This is a genomic window from Citrobacter sp. RHBSTW-00881 (genome assembly GCF_013728515.1).
Taxonomy (GTDB): Bacteria; Pseudomonadota; Gammaproteobacteria; order Enterobacterales; family Enterobacteriaceae; genus Citrobacter; species Citrobacter braakii.
Genome location: NZ_CP056269.1, coordinates 1367363 through 1385171, shown reverse-complemented (window position 1 = coordinate 1385171; position 17809 = coordinate 1367363). Strand labels below are relative to the sequence as shown.

Annotated in this window: 19 protein-coding genes; 6 read left to right on the top strand and 13 right to left on the bottom strand. The window is 53.6% G+C overall.

All coding sequences use genetic code 11. The annotated features are described in order from the left end of the window. Positions 1-123 precede the first annotated feature (123 nt). The 4 genes from sseA to HV311_RS06570 all read left to right on the top strand — a co-directional run bounded on the left by sseA (position 124) and on the right by HV311_RS06570 (position 4960). Positions 124-984 (top strand): 3-mercaptopyruvate sulfurtransferase, encoded by an 861-nt coding sequence (gene sseA, locus HV311_RS06585; protein WP_191220884.1) that lies wholly within the window; start codon positions 124-126, stop codon positions 982-984. A gap of 163 nt (positions 985-1147) precedes the next feature. Continuing rightward, entirely contained in the window at positions 1148-2689 is a 1542-nt protein-coding gene (locus tag HV311_RS06580) for a PTS transporter subunit EIIC (RefSeq protein ID WP_016157133.1), read from the top strand. Positions 2690-2700: 11 nt separating this feature from the next. After that, positions 2701-4062, top strand: coding sequence for a 6-phospho-alpha-glucosidase (locus HV311_RS06575; protein WP_016157134.1), 1362 nt, complete (start codon positions 2701-2703; stop codon positions 4060-4062). A 127-nt stretch (positions 4063-4189) separates the two neighbouring features. Then, a complete protein-coding gene (locus HV311_RS06570) occupies positions 4190-4960 on the top strand; it encodes a MurR/RpiR family transcriptional regulator (protein WP_191220883.1) in 771 nt (256 codons plus the stop codon). An 18-nt stretch (positions 4961-4978) separates the two neighbouring features. On the opposite strand, the gene sseB is transcribed toward HV311_RS06570, so the two are convergent. The 11 genes from sseB to trmJ all read right to left on the bottom strand — a co-directional run bounded on the left by sseB (position 4979) and on the right by trmJ (position 13787). Then, positions 4979-5755: an enhanced serine sensitivity protein SseB gene (sseB, locus tag HV311_RS06565; protein WP_016157136.1), complete on the bottom strand. Its 777-nt coding sequence runs from the start codon at positions 5753-5755 to the stop codon at positions 4979-4981. A 70-nt stretch (positions 5756-5825) separates the two neighbouring features. Further along, complete coding sequence (gene pepB, locus HV311_RS06560) at positions 5826-7109, bottom strand: aminopeptidase PepB (protein WP_016157137.1); 1284 nt, start codon at positions 7107-7109, stop codon at positions 5826-5828. A 60-nt stretch (positions 7110-7169) separates the two neighbouring features. Further along, a complete protein-coding gene (gene iscX / locus HV311_RS06555; protein WP_003037694.1) occupies positions 7170-7370 on the bottom strand; it encodes a Fe-S cluster assembly protein IscX in 201 nt (66 codons plus the stop codon). An 11-nt stretch (positions 7371-7381) separates the two neighbouring features. Continuing rightward, positions 7382-7717 carry an ISC system 2Fe-2S type ferredoxin gene (gene fdx, locus HV311_RS06550; protein WP_003037690.1) on the bottom strand — a complete coding sequence of 112 codons (336 nt, stop codon included), beginning with the start codon at positions 7715-7717 and terminating at the stop codon, positions 7382-7384. 1 nt (position 7718) lies between these two features. Continuing rightward, positions 7719-9569, bottom strand: a complete 1851-nt coding sequence (gene hscA / locus HV311_RS06545; RefSeq protein ID WP_191220882.1) for a Fe-S protein assembly chaperone HscA — start codon at positions 9567-9569, stop codon at positions 7719-7721. A 15-nt stretch (positions 9570-9584) separates the two neighbouring features. Then, the gene (hscB, locus tag HV311_RS06540; protein WP_016154008.1) at positions 9585-10100 is read right to left on the bottom strand and encodes a co-chaperone HscB; all 516 of its coding nucleotides are present in this window, start codon (positions 10098-10100) and stop codon (positions 9585-9587) included. 108 nt (positions 10101-10208) lie between these two features. Continuing rightward, positions 10209-10532: an iron-sulfur cluster assembly protein IscA gene (iscA, locus tag HV311_RS06535; RefSeq protein ID WP_003835203.1), complete on the bottom strand. Its 324-nt coding sequence runs from the start codon at positions 10530-10532 to the stop codon at positions 10209-10211. 20 nt (positions 10533-10552) lie between these two features. Beyond that, the gene (iscU, locus tag HV311_RS06530; protein WP_002913991.1) at positions 10553-10939 is read right to left on the bottom strand and encodes a Fe-S cluster assembly scaffold IscU; all 387 of its coding nucleotides are present in this window, start codon (positions 10937-10939) and stop codon (positions 10553-10555) included. A gap of 25 nt (positions 10940-10964) precedes the next feature. Beyond that, positions 10965-12179: a cysteine desulfurase gene (gene iscS, locus HV311_RS06525; RefSeq protein ID WP_016154009.1), complete on the bottom strand. Its 1215-nt coding sequence runs from the start codon at positions 12177-12179 to the stop codon at positions 10965-10967. A 167-nt stretch (positions 12180-12346) separates the two neighbouring features. Then, positions 12347-12838, bottom strand: a complete 492-nt coding sequence (gene iscR / locus HV311_RS06520; protein ID WP_005120405.1) for a Fe-S cluster assembly transcriptional regulator IscR — start codon at positions 12836-12838, stop codon at positions 12347-12349. A gap of 217 nt (positions 12839-13055) precedes the next feature. Beyond that, a complete protein-coding gene (gene trmJ / locus HV311_RS06515) occupies positions 13056-13787 on the bottom strand; it encodes a tRNA (cytosine(32)/uridine(32)-2'-O)-methyltransferase TrmJ (RefSeq protein ID WP_016157139.1) in 732 nt (243 codons plus the stop codon). A 118-nt stretch (positions 13788-13905) separates the two neighbouring features. Here trmJ and suhB point away from each other — a divergent pair, with 118 nt between their 5' ends. Then, a complete protein-coding gene (gene suhB / locus HV311_RS06510; protein WP_191220881.1) occupies positions 13906-14709 on the top strand; it encodes an inositol-1-monophosphatase in 804 nt (267 codons plus the stop codon). A gap of 84 nt (positions 14710-14793) precedes the next feature. Here the strand turns inward: suhB and HV311_RS06505 are convergent, their stop codons facing one another. Both HV311_RS06505 and HV311_RS06500 read right to left on the bottom strand, forming a co-directional pair. Continuing rightward, positions 14794-15774 (bottom strand): nickel/cobalt transporter, encoded by a 981-nt coding sequence (locus HV311_RS06505; protein ID WP_016157141.1) that lies wholly within the window; start codon positions 15772-15774, stop codon positions 14794-14796. Further along, on the bottom strand, positions 15765-16403 hold the full coding sequence (locus HV311_RS06500; RefSeq protein ID WP_019077386.1) for a DUF1007 family protein: 639 nt from the start codon (positions 16401-16403) through the stop codon (positions 15765-15767). Before HV311_RS06500 ends, HV311_RS06505 begins: the two co-directional genes overlap by 10 nt. A 420-nt stretch (positions 16404-16823) precedes the next feature. On the opposite strand from HV311_RS06500, the gene HV311_RS06495 reads away from it, so the two are divergent. Continuing rightward, positions 16824-17807, top strand: coding sequence for an autoinducer 2 ABC transporter substrate-binding protein (locus HV311_RS06495; protein WP_003037665.1), 984 nt, complete (start codon positions 16824-16826; stop codon positions 17805-17807). Positions 17808-17809: the final 2 nt, after the last annotated feature.

Sequence of the window (17809 nt, the reverse complement as noted above, 5' to 3'; positions counted from 1 at the left end):
TTCTACGTTGTCCTATTTTTTCGTGATTAATGTGGATTCGCCTGACAAATCAGCCTCTTTTACTTGTCGCATTGCACTAAACATCCGACAATTTGCCAAAACCTGGTAAAAATGGAGATGCCTATGACCACCGCCTTTTTTGTCGCTGCCGACTGGCTTGCCGAACACATTGACGACCCGGAAATACAAATTCTTGATGCCCGGATGGCACCTCCAGGACAGGAAGATCGCGATGTTGGCGAGGAGTATCGCGCGGGCCATATTCCTGGCGCAGTCTTTTTTGATATTGAAGCGCTTTCCGACCATACGTCACCGCTACCGCATATGATGCCGCGACCGGAAGCCTTTGCCGTAGCGATGCGCGAATTGGGCGTTCATCAGGATAAACACCTGGTTGTCTACGATGATGGCAACCTGTTTTCCGCGCCACGCGCATGGCGGATGCTGCGGACATTTGGTGTCGAGAATGTCTCCATTCTGGCGGGCGGTCTGGCTGGCTGGCAGCGCGATGAGCTAATGCTCAAAGAAGGAAATGAGGATTTACCGGAAGGTGAATTTAACGTGGCATTTACGCCTGAAGCGGTTGTGCGCGTTACCGACGTACTGCTGGCCAGTCATGAAAAAACGGCGCAGATCGTCGATGCCCGACCGGCTGCGCGTTTTAATGCCGAAGTTGACGAGCCGCGTCCGGGCCTCAAGCGTGGCCATGTGCCTGGTGCGCTTAACGTACCGTGGACAGAGCTGGTTCGTGACGGTGAACTGAAAACTACCGACGAACTGGATGCTATTTTATTCAGCCACGGCGTAAGCTTTGACCGTCCCATTATCGCCAGCTGCGGCTCAGGCGTTACGGCGGCGGTGGTTGTGCTGGCGCTAGCCACGCTGGGCGTTTCTAACGTCGCATTGTATGACGGTGCATGGAGCGAATGGGGCGCGCGCAACGATTTACCGGTAGAACCGGCCGCCCATAATCCCTCTGCTTAACCCTCCCCCTGCTGTTACCCCGCTCACAACGCATAACGTTACATGTAACGTTATGCGTCATTTGTTTTTAAAACAACCAGATAGCTGGAATTCTCCCCTTTGACGCTGCTAACTTTGTCCTGTTTTCGCACTCTGATGTGCGGTTCATATAAGAGAGAACATGATGAAAAGAGCTGTCAATGCCCTACAAAATTTTGGCAAATCGCTCTATGGTCCGGTGCTCATTCTCCCGATCGTGGGCTTGTTCATTGCCTTCGGTAACGTCCTTAGCAATGGCAATCTTGCGCAATATTTGCCTTTTCTCGCTCATCCCATTTTACAAAACAGTGGTCAGTTAATTGCGAAATCCGCCGTATCTGTACTGGCAAATCTGGCGCTGGTTTTCGCCGTCGGCATTCCCATTGGCCTTGCCACCCGTGATAAAGGTTATGCGGCCTTGACAGGTCTTGTCGCTTTTATTGTTTTTATCAACGCGATGAACGTCACGCTTCAGCTACGCGGCGATCTGGTTGCGACGGATCAGATGCGCGGTGCGGGTCAGAGTATGGTGCTTGGCGTGCAGGTGCTGGAGATGGGCGTTTTTGCCGGGATTTTGCTGGGCGTCGTGGCAGGTTATCTCTATAACCGCTATTCCGGCGTGCAGTTCAGCGGTGCGATGGCGATTTACTCAGGCCACTGTTTCGTCGCCATCATTATTCTGCCCACCTCAATGCTTCTCGGCGTAGCGATGAGCGAACTGTGGCCTTTCGCTCAGCATGGCATCAGTACCATGGCGTTGACCATTAAAGACGCTGGACCTTACGGCGTCGCTATTTACGGTTTTCTTGAACGCATTCTGGTGCCGACCGGACTACACCACCTGGTTTACACGCCGTTTCTGTATACCGAACTGGGCGGCACTGCCGAGGTTTGCGGTAATGTGTATCAGGGGGCGCGCAACATCTATTTCGCCGAGATGGCCTGTCCGACAGTGGCACAGCTCAGCAATACGGTGGTGTGGGACGCTCGCGGCATCAGTAAAATGTTTGGCCTGCCTGCCGCTGCGCTGGCTATGTATATGACGGCCACGCCACAACGCAGGGCTGCCGCGAAGGCCATTCTGCTCCCCGCCGCGCTGACCTCATTACTGGTCGGCGTCACCGAGCCCATTGAGTTTTCCTTCCTGTTTGTCGCTCCGCTGCTGTTTGTGGTACACGCGGTGCTGACCGGCATCGGCATGATGCTGTTTTCTCTGCTGGATGTTCACGCCATCGGCGCCAACGGCGTCATTGACTTCATTCTCTACAACCTGCCGCTGGGCGTCGAAAAGGCTAACTGGCCGATGTACATCGCGGTCGGGATGATGATGTTCGTTCTCTACTTCGTCATCTTTCGCTTTCTTATCCGCTATTTCGATATGAAAACGCCAGGTCGTGAGGAGGACGCGCGGGAGACACGTTTGTACAGCAAAAAAGATTATCAGGCAAAAGGCCGCGATGATTCTGGCGAAGCCATTATTGCCGGGCTGGGCGGTCGCGCCAATATTGAAGTGGTTGATAACTGTTACACCCGTCTGCGCGTCACCGTGAAAGATATCGCCATCATCAACGAGCCGCAGCTCAAAGCGACCGGCGCGAAAGGCGTCATTAAACAAGGTAATAACGTTCAGGTGGTCTACGGACTGCACGTTAAGAAAATGCGAGAAGCCGTAGAGGCGTTTCTCTGAAGGAGCCAATCATGTTTACCCCCCCTTTTATTTTATCCATTGCTGGCGGTGGAAGCACTTATACGCCCGGGATTGTCAAAAGTCTGATGGTGCGTCTTGCCGATTTTCCGCTGGCTGAAATTCGTCTGTATGACATTGACGAAGCACGTCAAAGCACCATTGCACCGGTGGTTGAAAAAGTGATTCGCGATCACAGCCAGTCAATTAAATTTACCGTAACCCGCGATGCGCAAACGGCCTTTCGCGGGGCGCATTTTATTTTCTCGCAGATGCGCGTAGGCCAGTACAAAATGCGCGAGCTGGACGAAAAAATCCCGTTAAAACACGGCGTCGTCGGCCAGGAGACCTGCGGCCCCGGTGGTTTAGCCTACGGGCTACGCACCATTCTGCCGATGGTGGAACTAATCGATCTGGTCGAACGTTTTGCCGATAAAGCGGCGTGGATTGTCAATTACGCCAATCCGGCGGCGATTGTGGCAGAGGGGGTACGTCGCTTACGCCCGAACGCGCGGGTTCTCAATATTTGTGATATGCCGGTCGCTGCAATGCGTAACATGGGTGCGATTCTGGGCGTTGACCGTCATAAGCTGGAGGTGGACTACTTCGGCCTTAACCACTTTGGCTGGTTTACCCGCGTGCGGGTTGATGGCGAAGACCAGCTCCCGGCGTTACGGCGGCATATCGCTAAATTCGGCCTGCTGACAGAAGATGCCGCACAAACGGATCCGCAGCATGCCGATCCTTCATGGGTCAAAACATGGCGTAACATCAAGCCGATCATGGACAACTTCCCGGAATATCTGCCGAATCCGTATTTACAGTATTACCTGATGTCGGAACAGATCGTGGCCCATCAGGATCCAGATCACACCCGGGCCAACGAAGTGATGGAGGGGCGTGAGAAGAAATTATTCGCCGCGGCTCAGGAATACCAGAGCACGGGGATTTTGCCCGATGCGTTTCACGTCGGAGTTCACGGCGCGTTTATCGTTGATGTCGCCTGTAGCCTGGCTTTTGATTTACGCCAGCGTCACCTGGTGATTGTTGAAAACAGAGGCGCGATTGCCAATCTGCCCTATGACGCGATGGTCGAAGTACCTGCGTACATCACTTCACAGGGAGCTGAACCGGTTCGCATGGGGGCAGTACCGTTGTTTCACCAGACGCTGCTGATGCAACAGCTGGCCTCAGAGCAACTGCTGGTTGAGGCCGCCATTGAAGGCAGCTACGAGAAGGCACTACAGGCTTTCACGCTGAACCGGACGGTGCCAACCATGGTACATGCCAAAACCCTCCTTGATGAGATGATCGAGGCTAACCGGGACTACTGGCCAGCGCTGAAAAAAGCCTGGCAGGAGGGGGAATTGCGCTAAAGTCTGGTGCGGAAGACTTGTCGGTGTGGATGAAAACACCGACAATTCCGCGAATTGATGAAAACGGAGGCCCAATGACTATCCCATATTTCTCCCTTCCTGCCCGGCAAGTGAAACCGGCCTGATCATGGACAACCGGCTTGCCTCTCTGCTGACGCGCGGAGAACCGCTTACCCGCGCAGAGTACCGTGTGCTGGCGCACCTGACACAGCATCCGCTGCTGGTAGGTAACATCACGGTACGTGAGCTGGCCCAGGCGACTTTTGTTTCCACGGCCACCATTATGCGGTTGTGTCAGAAACTGGGCTTCAGCGGTTTCAGCGAGTTTATATGGCACTGCAAACAGCGGCTCTCCGATACGCCGCACATCGCAGCGCAGGCCGCGGAGAGCGGCGAGTTACCGGCGATGCTTAGCCGTTTCATCGCCAACTATCAGCTTACTTTTCAATGGAATACCCAGGAAAAACGTCGCCATTTTGTTGATTTATTACGGCAAAAGGAGAGTTTCTTTCTGTATGGCGCCGGATTTTCCTATCTGTTTGCGGAGTATCTGACCAAAAAATTGCAGGTTCTCGGTAAGACCGCTTTTATTTCCGGGCCAGGTGACAGCCGGAACATCTTTCTCAGTAATGCCGCCCGCTATCAGGTATTCGTCGCGGTGTCACGCAGCGGCGAAACGGAACAGGTTATTGATAAAGTCAGGATTGCGCAAAACGTTGGCATGACGATTGTGGCCTTTACCCGTGCGTCGGCCAATTCGCTGGCGGGCATGGCGGATTTGCACTTTGCGCTATATGACGAAGCGGTACACTTTGCCGCGGAGGCCGCCGGAGTGACCTCTTTTGAATCGAATCTGGTGCTACTCATGGATTTGTTGCTGCTGGAAGCAACGGGGTGAGCGCTCACCCCGAATGCCTCAGATAATCCGGTTCTGTTTGAAGTCGCGCAGGAAACCGCCCCAGCGGCGTTCGTAGAACGGTGCGATGTGCTCAGTGATAAAGTGACTCACGCCCTTCTCACCTTTCTTCACCTGGCAGATATCAATGGGTTCATCACCCGGCAACGTATCGGTCGCGACGCTACCCGCAGCATGGATGATCTCTTCAATATCACCTTCAGCTTCAATACCAATCAGCAGATTCGGCTGGGCTTCCGCACTTTCTTTGATTGAGCAGAGAAATGCGCGTTTTACCGGCTTAATGGTTTTAAACAGCGTGGTCAGTGAGTCAATCATCTGCGCCGGAGGTTCGGCGACTTCAGAAAGGATCAGCGATTCACCACCTTCCAGTACTTCCTGGGTGCTTAGCGGATTACCCTCTTCCCCCATCAGCAGGCTGATTTCACGCGGCATAAACTCTTTGCCGGTCGGCAGTTTAGCGTTGAGAAAGAGCGTTTCGCCAAGCGTCATTTCAAATAGCGTACGCACCGGCATAACGACAAATGCTTGCTCATCTTCAACCGCCTGTTGCAGGGCTTCCAGGGAGGTGAAGAACGGGATCACGGTCGTGCCGTCTTCTTTTTCCCAGTGTTGAAGGTCGAGGGCACTGTCTTCTACTACCGCCTCGCCTTCTGCGGCAGTACCCGGCACCCAGACGGTGGATTCCAGTAAAGTACGGAAAAATGCCGGACGATGCGCAGGCTCTGTCGCTGCTTGCTCCAGCAACGTTTCTAATTCATTTTTTGTTTCGGACATAAGTATCACAAATTGGATGAATACATGTAAGCCGGATAAGCGTAGCGCCATCCGGCAATACAGTCGTGAATTATGCGGTAAGCAGATTCGCGATGGTGCGCACACCCAGACCGGTTGCGCCCGCAGACCACTGCTCAACCGGCGCTTTGCGATAGGTTGCAGAGCAATCGATGTGCAGCCAGCCTTGCTGGTAATTTTCCACGAAATGGGACAGGAAACCCGCCGCGGTGCTTGCACCCGCTGGGTAGGCCGCACTGCCGGTATTATTCAGCTCAGCAAAATTTGACGGCAGTTGGCTACGGTGGAACTCTGCCAACGGCAAACGCCAGAACGGCTCGTTTTCTTGCGCCGCACTTGCCAACAAACGCGCGGCCAGTTGGTCATCAAAGCTAAACAGCGCGTGGTAATCGTTGCCCAGTGCGGTTTTCGCCGCGCCGGTCAGCGTGGCAGCATCAATGATCAATTCAGGTTTTTGCGCGCTGGCATCGATCAGGCCATCGGCCAGTACCAGACGCCCTTCAGCATCGGTATTCATCACTTCAACTTTTTTACCGTTGCGATAGTGAATGATATCGCCAAGCTTAAAGGCGTTGCCGCTGATCAGGTTATCCGCGCAGCACAGATACAGCTTCACACGCTTGTTCAGGCCACGGGTGATGGCAAACGCCAGCGCACCAGTGACCGTTGCCGCACCGCCCATATCGGACTTCATTGAGTCCATGAATGCGCTTTGCTTGATGCTGTATCCGCCGGAGTCAAAGGTAATTCCCTTGCCAACCAGGCAGGCATAAACTGGAGCTTCTTTGTCGCCAGTCGGGTTGTAATCCAGCGCCAGCAGCACCGGCGGACGTTCAGAACCTCGACCCACGGTATGCAGCCCCATGTAGTTCTGCTCGCGCAGATCTTCACCTTTGGTGATACGGTACGAGACGTTGTCGCAGGCCACGCCGCACAGCAGGTCTACCGCGCGTTGCGCCAGCTGTTCCGGGCCCAGCTCTTCTGCAGGTGCGTTAATGGTATCGCGCACCCAGTCAATAATCTTCAGACGGTTATCCAGCTCTTTGCGCTGCGCCTCGTCCAGAGCGGCCCACTCAACTTTGCGGGTGCCTTTTGGTCCTTTGTAACCCTGCCAGAACGCCCAGCTACGTTCGGTATCCCAGCCTTCACCATCCAGTTGGACATGTTTAATACCCAGGCCATCAATTTTACGCGCGGCGCGCTGGATAAGGCTGAGATCATCTTTTCCGTTCAGGTGCAGGGTAATACCGTCATTATTAATGCTGTATGTCGCCTTTTCACCCCAGCGAGCGTCAGCGGGTTGCGTGGAAAGCGTAATTTTCATGGCTTCTGTCATTTTATTTATCCTTATTTCGCGCATACAGGAAAACGGGCCACCCGTGGGCAGCCCGTTGACTTATTCGGCTTCGTCCAGCCAGACCAGTAAAATGGCCTCAAGGATTTTTTCGTTCGATGCCTGTGGATCATCATCGAACTCTTCCAGGTCACAGATCCATTGATGCAGATCGGTGAAACGAACGGTCTTGGGATCGAGATCGGGGAACGCGTCGTACAGCGCCTCGCCGATTTCGCGGCTATCGGTCCACTTCAGTCCCATACTACCCTCTGTTAATGCTCACGTGCATGATTGATTGTGTAACGTGGGATTTCGACCACTAAATCGTCCTCGGTTACCCGTGCCTGACAGCTTAAACGGCTCTCCGGCTCCAGTCCCCAGGCTTTATCCAGCATGTCGTCTTCTTCTTCTGTGCTTTCCGGCAAAGAATCAAAACCTTCACGTACGATGCAGTGGCAGGTCGTGCAGGCACAGGATTTTTCACAGGCGTGTTCAATCTCGATACCGTTACGCAGGGCAACGTCGAGAATGGTTTCGCCGGTCTCAGCTTCCAGAACTGCGCCATCGGGACAGAGATCCTGATGAGGCAAAATAACAATCTTTGGCATATTAAACCTCGTCCACAGAATGGCCTTTCAGCGCACTACGGACGGATTTGTCCATACGGCGAGCGGCGAATTCCTGGGTTTGTTTGTCTACGTTTTTAATGGCTTGTTCTATCGCGTCAACATCGTCACCCTGTGCTACCTCGCTCAAGTGCGCGGCGGCGGTGTCGATAGCCTGACGTTCTGCGGTGCTTAACAGCGCGGCATCAGCGTTCAGCGCACCGGATAAACTCTCCAGTACGCGTGCCGCTTCGACTTTCTGTTCTGCCAGCATACGAGCTTTAACGTCCTGCTCGGCAAAACTCATCGAATCCTGAATCATGGAGGCGATTTCACTGTCGGTCAGACCGTAGGACGGTTTGACCTGAATCGAGGACTCAACGCCGGTGGATTTCTCCATAGCGGTGACGCTCAGCAGCCCATCAGCATCGACCTGGAAGGTCACGCGGATATGCGCGCCGCCTGCCGGCAACGCCGGGATACCGCGCAGCGCAAAACGCGCCAGTGAACGACAGTCCTGCACCAGCTCACGCTCGCCTTGCATCACGTGAATGGACATCGCGGTTTGGCCATCTTTAAACGTGGTGAAGTCCTGCGCGCGCGCCACCGGGATAGTGGTGTTACGCGGGATCACTTTCTCCACCAGACCGCCCATGGTTTCCAGTCCCAGAGACAGCGGGATAACGTCCAGCAGCAGCATTTCGCTGTCCGGTTTATTCCCGACCAGAATATCCGCCTGGATTGCCGCACCGATAGCGACCACTTTGTCCGGGTCGATAGAGGTCAGCGGCGTACGGCCAAAGAATTCACCGACGCGTTCACGTACCAGCGGCACGCGCGTTGAACCACCGACCATTACCACTTCCAGCACATCCTGCGGCTCAACGCCCGCATCTTTCAGCGCACGGCGGCAGGCCAGCAGCGTACGTTTAACCAGTGCGGAAATGAGTTCATTAAAGGTTTCACGGGTGATTTCACCCTGCCATCCTGCCACGTTAACCGTCACAGAATCGGCGTCGCTGAGTGCGATTTTCGCTGCAATCGCGGCATCCAGCAGTTCGCGCTGTACGCGGTTATCGCTGCGATCGGCAACGCCCGCCTGCTCGCGAATATAGTCGGCCAGCAGATGGTCAAAATCGTCGCCGCCGAGCGCGGAATCACCGCCGGTCGCCAGCACTTCGAACACGCCGCGACTCAGGCGCAGAATAGAAATATCAAAAGTACCGCCGCCAAGGTCATAGACCGCGATCACGCCTTCCTGACCGGAATCCAGGCCATAAGCGATCGCCGCAGCGGTCGGTTCGTTCAGCAGACGCAATACGTGCAGGCCCGCCAGACGCGCGGCGTCTTTCGTCCCCTGACGCTGTGCATCGTCAAAGTAAGCCGGAACGGTGATCACTACGCCATCCAGTTCGCCGGACAACGATTCGGTTGCCCGCGCGGCCAGCGCTTTCAGAATGTCAGCGGATACGCGCACCGGATTAAGCAAACCGGCAGCGGTTTCAATCATCGGCAGGCCGTTTTCGCTCGCCTGGAATGAATAAGGCAGATGCGGGTAACGCGCCTGGATATCCGCCAGAGAGCGGCCCATCATGCGTTTTACCGAGCTGACGGTGTTTGCCGTATCCAGCGCAGCATTGGCGCGGGCATCGTAACCGACCGAGTAGCCCTGCTGCTGATAGTGAACCACTGACGGCAACAGGTGGCGACCTTCATGATCTGCCAGCGTTTCGGCCTGGCCGCTGCGTACGGTCGCAACCAGGGAGTTGGTGGTGCCTAAATCGATACCGACCGCCAGACGACGCTGGTGCGGCGCGGCGCTCAGACCAGGCTCACTAATTTGTAATAAGGCCATTTTCGCTTCCGGAAATTAAAAATCGAGCAGTTTTTCTTCGAGTTGTTCTGCACTGCTTCGCAGTTTATCGAGAAAACGCAGCTTACGCACGGTATCTGCCGCTGCGTCCCACGTCTCGCTATCCAGCTGTTCCACCATCAGTTGATGGCGAACGTTGTACATTTCGCTGACGCGTTGCATAAACGCATCCAGCCGTTGATTGTCTTTTGCCTGTTCAATCTCGTCCAGCTCTTCGCGCAGCTCCAGCTGTTCCATCAGAAACGCGGTATCGCGCACCGTGTGCTGCTCGCTGCGGATATCAAAGCCGTGTAAAGACAACAAGTATTCGGCGCGCATCAAAGGATGACGCAGCGTTTGCCAGGCCTGGTTGATAGTGGCGGACTGCGAAACCGCAGCAAGTTGTTCCGCCTGAGAACCGCTGGCGAATTTATCAGGATGATACTGACGTTGCAGATCCTGAAAACGTAGGCTCAGCGCCTGAGTATCGAGCTGATAACGGGCCGGTAAGCCAAAGAGGGTGAAGTAGTCCATAACATTCTCAGGGCATCGATTCTCTGTTGTTCGATGAGGCAAAACCAGAGAGTCAGGTAAAACAAACCCCACGCGCAGGCGACCACGGTGGGGTTATCAGTAAGCGCGTTACACGTGGAAGCTTTCGCCGCATCCACATTCGTCTTTCACGTTCGGGTTAGTGAACTTAAACCCTTCGTTCAGACCTTCTTTGACGAAGTCTAACTGCGTACCGTCGAGGAATTGCAGGCTCTTACCGTCGATCACGACTTTTACGCCTTTGTCTTCAAACACGGTATCTTCAGCCGCCGGCTCGTCAACAAATTCCAGTACATAAGCCATACCTGAGCAGCCGGAGGTTCTCACGCCCAGACGCAGACCAAACCCTTTACCGCGGTTTGCCAGGAAGGTATTTACACGCGCTGCTGCACTGTCGCTTAAGGTAATCGACATAATAAAACCTCAACTCTTAATTATTTTGCTTCACGTTTGCTTTTGTAATCCGCAATCGCGGCTTTAATCGCGTCTTCAGCCAGAATAGAGCAGTGAATCTTCACCGGTGGCAGCTCAAGCTCGTCGGCGATATCGGTATTTTTGATCGCCTGTGCTTCGTCCAGAGATTTCCCTTTTACCCATTCGGTAACCAGAGAGCTGGAGGCAATAGCGGAACCGCAGCCGTAAGTCTTGAAACGCGCGTCTTCAATGATACCCTCATTGTTGACTTTGATCTGCAACTTCATCACGTCGCCACAGGCCGGTGCACCCACCATGCCGCTGCCCACGTTCTCGTCGCTGTTGTCAAAAGAGCCCACGTTACGTGGATTCTCGTAATGATCGATTACTTTTTCGCTGTAAGCCATGATGAATTCTCCTTATCGGTACCGATTAGTGATGTGACCATTCAATACTGTTCAAATCCACGCCCTGTTTAAACATTTCCCACAGCGGAGAAAGGTCGCGCAGGCGGCCAATGGAGTTGCGAACCAGATTGATGGCGTAGTCAATCTCTTCTTCGGTAGTGAAACGACCTAAAGAGAAACGAATTGAGCTATGTGCCAGCTCGTCGGTCATCCCCAGCGCGCGCAGCACGTAGGATGGCTCCAGGCTTGCAGAGGTACATGCAGAACCGGAGGACACAGCCAGGTCTTTCAGCGCCATAATCAGCGACTCGCCTTCAACAAAGTTGAAGCTAACGTTGAGAATGTTCGGTGCGCCCTGCTCGAGGTCACCATTGAGGTACACCTCTTCCATATCTTTCACGCCGTTCCACAGACGGTTACGCAGAGTGCGCAGGCGCGCCATCTCGGTTTCCATCTCTTCTTTGGCGATACGGTAAGCTTCACCCATCCCAACGATTTGGTGCACAGGCAGCGTACCGGAACGCATACCGCGCTCGTGACCGCCGCCGTGCATCTGCGCTTCAATACGAATACGCGGTTTACGACGAACGTACAGCGCGCCGATACCTTTCGGGCCATAAATTTTGTGGCCGGAGAAGGACATCAGGTCAACTTTCAGTTGGCTCAGATCGATAGGCAGTTTGCCCACGCTCTGGGTCGCATCAACGTGATAGATGATACCGCGGGCACGGCACATTTCGCCGATGGTTGCGATATCCTGTACCACGCCGATTTCGTTGTTAACGTGCATGATGGAGACCAGAATGGTGTCGTCACGCATTGCGGCTTCGAGTTCTTTCAGGTCGATAATGCCGTTACGCTGTGGGGCGAGGTAGGTCACTTCAAACCCTTCGCGCTCCAGCTGACGGCAGGTGTCCAGCACGGCTTTGTGTTCGGTTTTGCTGGTGATGATGTGCTTGCCTTTTTTCTGATAAAAGTTGGCTGCACCTTTAATCGCCAGGTTATCGGATTCAGTCGCACCGGAAGTAAAGACGATTTCACGCGGGTCAGCGCCCACGAGGTCGGCAATCTGGTTACGGGCGATATCTACCGCCTCTTCAGCCTGCCAGCCGAAACGGTGTGAACGAGACGCTGGGTTACCAAAGTTTCCGTCCAGGGTCAGACACTGCATCATTTTCTCGGCAACACGCGGGTCCACCGGCGTGGTTGCGGAGTAGTCGAGATAGATCGGTAATTTCATTGCTCTATAAACTCCGTACATCGCTTCAATGCAAGGAACCAGGCAACCGGCTGGATGTACGACCGAGTTAACGGGGCGTCTGGCACCCCGGCCTGATTCTGAAATACTTTTTACGCTTCATCTTTCTGGCTGCCTTAATGCAACCAGAAGCTATTGCGTAATTTTTATTAGGCACGCAGTTTGACGTCGATAGCGTCTTGCGTGCGGGTGCTGCGTGGAGCGTCATGTGTGTGCTGGCGACCAGACACATCCAGGACTTCCTGATTATTCACCAGTTCGCCCAACGTAATGTTGTTGAGGAAACCGGTCAGACGATCGCTCAGATCGCGCCACAGCGCGTGGGTCAGGCATTTATCGCCGCCCTGACAACCGCCTTTGCCCTGGCAACGGGTCGCGTCTACAGACTCGTCAACAGCGCTAATCACTTCACCTACTGCGATGCTGCCGGCATCTTTACCCAGCAGATACCCGCCGCCTGGTCCACGTACGCTGGAAACCAGACCGTTTTTACGCAAACGGGAAAACAGCTGCTCCAGATATGACAGGGAAATTCCCTGACGTTCAGAAATATCAGCCAACGGTACCGGGCCCGTTTCGGAGTTGAGCGCAACGTCCAACATTGCGGTCACGGCATAACGCCCTTTTGATGTCAGTCTCATGTCTTACTTAGCCTCAAACTCGCCCCTGCCCGGGGTTTTTTATTGTAAAATGGGGGTATTGCATAGCAGGGGCAAGTCTGACATTCCCGACTAAATCAGTCAACTATTTACTTGACTAATTTAGTCAGGTATTTAACCTTCAGTGCCATTTTCATTTACCGGATGGCGCTTCGCTAATCCGGCCTGGGAATCGTGCAGCCATCCGGCATCAAGACGCTTACTTGCCTTTATTCTGCTGCTCTATAGAAGCTAAGATTCCGCGCAAAATGTTCAGCTCCTGGCTCTCAGGACGCGCACGAGTGAACAGACGGCGCAGCTTGTTCATCACCTGCCCCGGATGTCCTTCGCGGATAAACCCGGTCGACAGCAGCGTTTGTTCCAGATGACCGTAAAAACGCTCTAAATCATCGACCAGCGGATACTCAGCTTCTTCGTATTCTGCGGTCTTGTCGCTTTCCTGCGTTGCCAGCCAGGCCATGCGAACTTCATAAGAGATGACCTGCACCGCCATCGCCAGGTTGAGCGAGCTGTATTCCGGGTTTGCGGCAATGGCGACGTGATAATGGCACTTCTGCAGCTCTTCGTTGGTCAGGCCAACGCGTTCACGACCAAACACCAGCGCCACCGGCGAGTTCGTTGCTTCAGAGACGCTTTTTAAACCGCATTCACGCGGATCCAGCATCGGCCACGGCAGCGTCCGGGAGCGCGCGCTGGTACCCACCACTAGGCTGCAACCCGCCAGCGCTTCATCGAGAGTATCGACGATCTGCGCGCTGCCGATCACATCGCTGGCACCTGCCGCCAGGGCGATGGCCTGGGAGTCCGGTTTAACCAGTGGATTTACCAGCCACAGATTAGTTAAACCCATGGTTTTCATTGCGCGGGCCACAGAGCCCATGTTGCCAGTGTGAGAGGTTTCCACCAGCACGATTCGAATATTTTGCAGCATTGTATTTCTTCGGCTAAAGATTATTCGGGCATATTATCATAAAACGAAGACATATTCCGAACTCGCTGCTATACTCTGCGCCGTTTTCCCGTTCTTTAACATCCAGTGAGAGAGACCGATGCATCCGATGCTGACCATCGCCGTGCGCGCAGCGCGCAAGGCGGGTAATGTAATTGCCAAACACTACGAAACGCCAGACTCTGTAGAAACCAGCCAGAAAGGCAGCAATGATTTCGTGACTAACGTCGATAAAGCCGCCGAAGCGATTATTATCGAAACAATTCGCAAATCTTACCCACAGCACACCATCATCACCGAAGAAAGCGGTGAGCATGTTGGTGAAGATCTGGATGTTCAATGGGTTATCGATCCACTGGATGGCACCACCAACTTCGTAAAACGTCTGCCGCACTTCGCGGTTTCCATCGCAGTACGCATTAAAGGCCGTACTGAAGTCGCCGTTGTTTACGATCCAATGCGTAACGAACTGTTTACCGCAACCCGCGGCCAGGGCGCACAGCTGAACGGCTACCGTCTGCGTGGCAGCACTGCACGCGATCTGGACGGTACCATCATCGCCACCGGTTTCCCGTTCAAAGCGAAACAGCACGCCACTTCTTACATGAAAATTCTTGGCAAGATGTTTACCGAGTGCGCTGACTTCCGCCGCACAGGTTCTGCTGCGCTGGATCTGGCTTACGTTGCCGCTGCACGCGTTGACGGTTACTTCGAAATCGGTCTGAAACCATGGGATTTCGCCGCAGGTGAGCTGATTGCTCGTGAAGCAGGCGCACTGGTTTGCGACTTCACCGGCGGTCATAACTACATGGCGACTGGCAACATCGTTGCAGGTAATCCGCGCGTAGTGAAAGCCATGCTGGCTAACATGCGTGACGAACTGAGCGACGCGCTGAAGCGTTAATTCAGTACAGCCCGGTGGTGTCATGCTTGCCGGGCTTACGTGTTGATACAGACCGGATAAGGCGAAGCCGCCATCCGGCTTTGATTAAAACGGTCTAATCCCTCGCCCCACCGGCACCGCGCTCACCCACATCACTACCGCAGCAGCAATCAGCACCGCACCACCAGCTAATGCCAGCGTCGTCCAGCCAATCTGTCGCCACAGCACCGGCGCTTTATGTCCGCTAAGTCTCACCGCCAGCGAGCGGAAACTGTGTACCAGCAAAGCCAGTGACGTAATGGTCAAAGAGGTTCCTGCCGCCATCGCCAGCGCCGACGCCATGCCCCAGCTAAAAACGCCAACCACTTTGCTAAACAGTAAAACCATAATTGCCCCGGAGCATGGCCGCATTCCCATAGACAAAACGATCATCAGCCGGGCGCGCCAGTCATCACCGCTTTGCAACTGTTCAGGATCAGGCAAATGCTGATGCCCACAGCCACAGCCCTCGTGATGCACATGGTGCGGCGTGAAGGCGGTAAATTTCGGGCGACGCAACAACTGGCGCAATTTCTTCAGCGCACGGACGCACAATAAAACGCCCAACACGCCAACCAGCGCATAACTCCCTTTCTCCAACCAGAAACTACTCATATGTAGCTGTCGTGCAGGCAACTGCAAAATGGTGAGCACCACAACCACCAGCCCGATGGCGACCAGTCCCTGTAATAAAGATGAGGCCAGCGTCAGGCCAATACTCGACCTCAGCTTCGAGGGATGCGTTGCCAGCCAGGTGGTAATGACGACTTTTCCATGTCCTGGTCCCAACGCATGCAGCACACCATAGAGAAAACTAAACAGCAGCAGCGATCCCCCGGCCTGGGCCGGATTGGCGGCAACGGCTTTCAGCAAACCGCTCATCTGCTGGTTAACGTCGCGCTGCCAGACGACACTCTTCATCATCACCTGCGGCCAGGCCTGCCATAGCCACAGTATGCCGACTGCAGCCAGCAGTAAAAACACCGCCAGCGGCCATAGCGTGAGCCAGCGGCGTCTGGCGGCGCGTTGTTGATAAACTACGGACATTGCAGCGTCACCGTCTGTGCAAACTGTTTACCCAATTCCATATCCTCCGGCGGTGCGTCTTCTTTATCCAGCGACTGCGCAAAGCTCAGCATTTGTTCATTCGGCGTCGGCGTATGTACTGAAATACGGCATTGCTGACTTATGGCCTGCGCCAGCCAGGCATCGCTGTCTTTGTCATAGCTCATATCAACGTAGTAGGTGGGGTCGAAGGTTGAAATGGTATATTTTTGACCGCTCAGCGGCTGAGCTTCTGCCAGCGGCAACACGAACGTCAGCACTGCCTGATGTTCTTCACGCTCCATGCCATATTCCGTCGGCCTGTTTTTAAACTTTACCTTTTTCCCGTCGTGCCACACTTCGGTGAAATAGTGCTGCCCGAGGACGTTGGCCATCACTTCCGCCGCCAGTTTTTTCCAGATCTCATCACCAGGTTTGGCATTTCCCGCATCGTAAAGCAGATCTGCCGAGGTGATTTCATCCATCGTCCAGCGCATTTTTAGCGCGACGAACTGGTCATTCTCGCTCACTATCTCGGTTTTCAAATGGATAAAGCTGTGGGGATGCGCACCTGCGCCAAAGGACAGGATCGCGAGAAACAACGTCATAATGATACGTTTAACGCCTTGCATGAGTTCTCCACGAGAAAAATCTACACCGCCACAAATAATGATGCCGTGTTTGGCGAAAGTGTGCTGAGGATACCATTGAACGAAAAAATGTTGAGCCTCCTTTTCCGGTATCGATTCAGTTCTCAATTTCAACAATTTCTTCTTCAGCAACATCCTCCCAAATACCTTTTCGTCGCCACAACTTAAGTAAAATGATAACATTTTGTTAGTTTATGGTTTCATTTTAATGTTTTGTTAACACTGAATTTAAATTACTGAGTGTATTTCCGTGCGAATTTAACCAATATTTAACCGTTTATTTTCCATAAAATTACAATAATGGGCATAGATCACATTCACCAAACTTGTGATTCATTCCCTCTTCCATTCGTTGTTAACTTCACGCCGTGACATGTCCTGCCCCCTACGAAAGGTACAACTATGAAATTCAAACTCGCATTACTCAGTGCAACCCTGGTTTCTGCATGCATGTTGTCCGGCACGTCCTTTGCGGCGGAAAAATATGAAATTGCTGTGGTTGCCAAAGTCACCGGGATTCCGTGGTTTAACCGGATGGAAACCGGTGTTAATGAAGCAGCAAAAAAACTGGATGTGAATGCTTACCAGACCGGGCCTTCCACGCCGGATCCGGCACAGCAGGTCAAAGTGATTGAGGATCTGATCGCCAAAAACGTCAACGCCATCATCGTGGTACCGAATGATGCCAAGGTCCTTGAGCCAGTACTGAAAAAAGCGCGCGATAAAGGCATTGTCGTTCTGACGCACGAATCCCCGGATGAGCAAATTGGCCAATGGGATATCGAAACCATCGATAGTGAAAAATACGCGCAGGCTAACGTCGATGAGTTAGCAAAAAACATGGGCGGCAAAGGGGGTTACGCCATCTATGTCGGTTCACTGACGGTGCCGCTGCATAACGCGTGGGCGGATTATGCAATTAAGTACCAGAAAGAAAAATATCCGGAAATGTTTGAGGTCACTTCACGTCTGCCGGTTGCGGAAAGCATCGATAAATCCTACGCCACGACGCTGGACCTGATGAAAACCTATCCGCAGATGAAAGGCATTATCGGTTTCGGCTCGCTGGGTCCAATCGGGGCGGGTCAGGCTGTGCAGAAAAAACGCGCCAAAGATAAAATCGCCGTCGTCGGGATTGCAATGCCAGCACAGGCTGCACCTTACCTGATGCGCGGTGATATCAAAAAAGCGCTGTTGTGGGATCCAAAAGACGCGGGCTACGCGCTGGTAACGGTTGCCGATCAGCTGTTGCAGGGCAAAGAAGTTAACGCCGACCTGAGTATCGATGGTTTAGGGAAAGCCGATATCGACACGGAGAAGAAAGTGATCCGCTTTAACAAGATCCTCGAAGTCACCAAAGACAACGCACAATCACTTGGTTTCTAAGG

Coding starts and splice junctions, on each gene's coding strand:
- sseA (WP_191220884.1), top strand. CDS start 124: ATGACCACCGCCTTTTTTGTCGCTGCCGACTGGCTTGCCGAACACATT.
- HV311_RS06580 (WP_016157133.1), top strand. CDS start 1,148: ATGAAAAGAGCTGTCAATGCCCTACAAAATTTTGGCAAATCGCTCTAT.
- HV311_RS06575 (WP_016157134.1), top strand. CDS start 2,701: ATGTTTACCCCCCCTTTTATTTTATCCATTGCTGGCGGTGGAAGCACT.
- HV311_RS06570 (WP_191220883.1), top strand. CDS start 4,190: ATGGACAACCGGCTTGCCTCTCTGCTGACGCGCGGAGAACCGCTTACC.
- sseB (WP_016157136.1), bottom strand. CDS start 5,755: ATGTCCGAAACAAAAAATGAATTAGAAACGTTGCTGGAGCAAGCAGCG.
- pepB (WP_016157137.1), bottom strand. CDS start 7,109: ATGACAGAAGCCATGAAAATTACGCTTTCCACGCAACCCGCTGACGCT.
- iscX (WP_003037694.1), bottom strand. CDS start 7,370: ATGGGACTGAAGTGGACCGATAGCCGCGAAATCGGCGAGGCGCTGTAC.
- fdx (WP_003037690.1), bottom strand. CDS start 7,717: ATGCCAAAGATTGTTATTTTGCCTCATCAGGATCTCTGTCCCGATGGC.
- hscA (WP_191220882.1), bottom strand. CDS start 9,569: ATGGCCTTATTACAAATTAGTGAGCCTGGTCTGAGCGCCGCGCCGCAC.
- hscB (WP_016154008.1), bottom strand. CDS start 10,100: ATGGACTACTTCACCCTCTTTGGCTTACCGGCCCGTTATCAGCTCGAT.
- iscA (WP_003835203.1), bottom strand. CDS start 10,532: ATGTCGATTACCTTAAGCGACAGTGCAGCAGCGCGTGTAAATACCTTC.
- iscU (WP_002913991.1), bottom strand. CDS start 10,939: ATGGCTTACAGCGAAAAAGTAATCGATCATTACGAGAATCCACGTAAC.
- iscS (WP_016154009.1), bottom strand. CDS start 12,179: ATGAAATTACCGATCTATCTCGACTACTCCGCAACCACGCCGGTGGAC.
- iscR (WP_005120405.1), bottom strand. CDS start 12,838: ATGAGACTGACATCAAAAGGGCGTTATGCCGTGACCGCAATGTTGGAC.
- trmJ (WP_016157139.1), bottom strand. CDS start 13,787: ATGCTGCAAAATATTCGAATCGTGCTGGTGGAAACCTCTCACACTGGC.
- suhB (WP_191220881.1), top strand. CDS start 13,906: ATGCATCCGATGCTGACCATCGCCGTGCGCGCAGCGCGCAAGGCGGGT.
- HV311_RS06505 (WP_016157141.1), bottom strand. CDS start 15,774: ATGTCCGTAGTTTATCAACAACGCGCCGCCAGACGCCGCTGGCTCACG.
- HV311_RS06500 (WP_019077386.1), bottom strand. CDS start 16,403: ATGCAAGGCGTTAAACGTATCATTATGACGTTGTTTCTCGCGATCCTG.
- HV311_RS06495 (WP_003037665.1), top strand. CDS start 16,824: ATGAAATTCAAACTCGCATTACTCAGTGCAACCCTGGTTTCTGCATGC.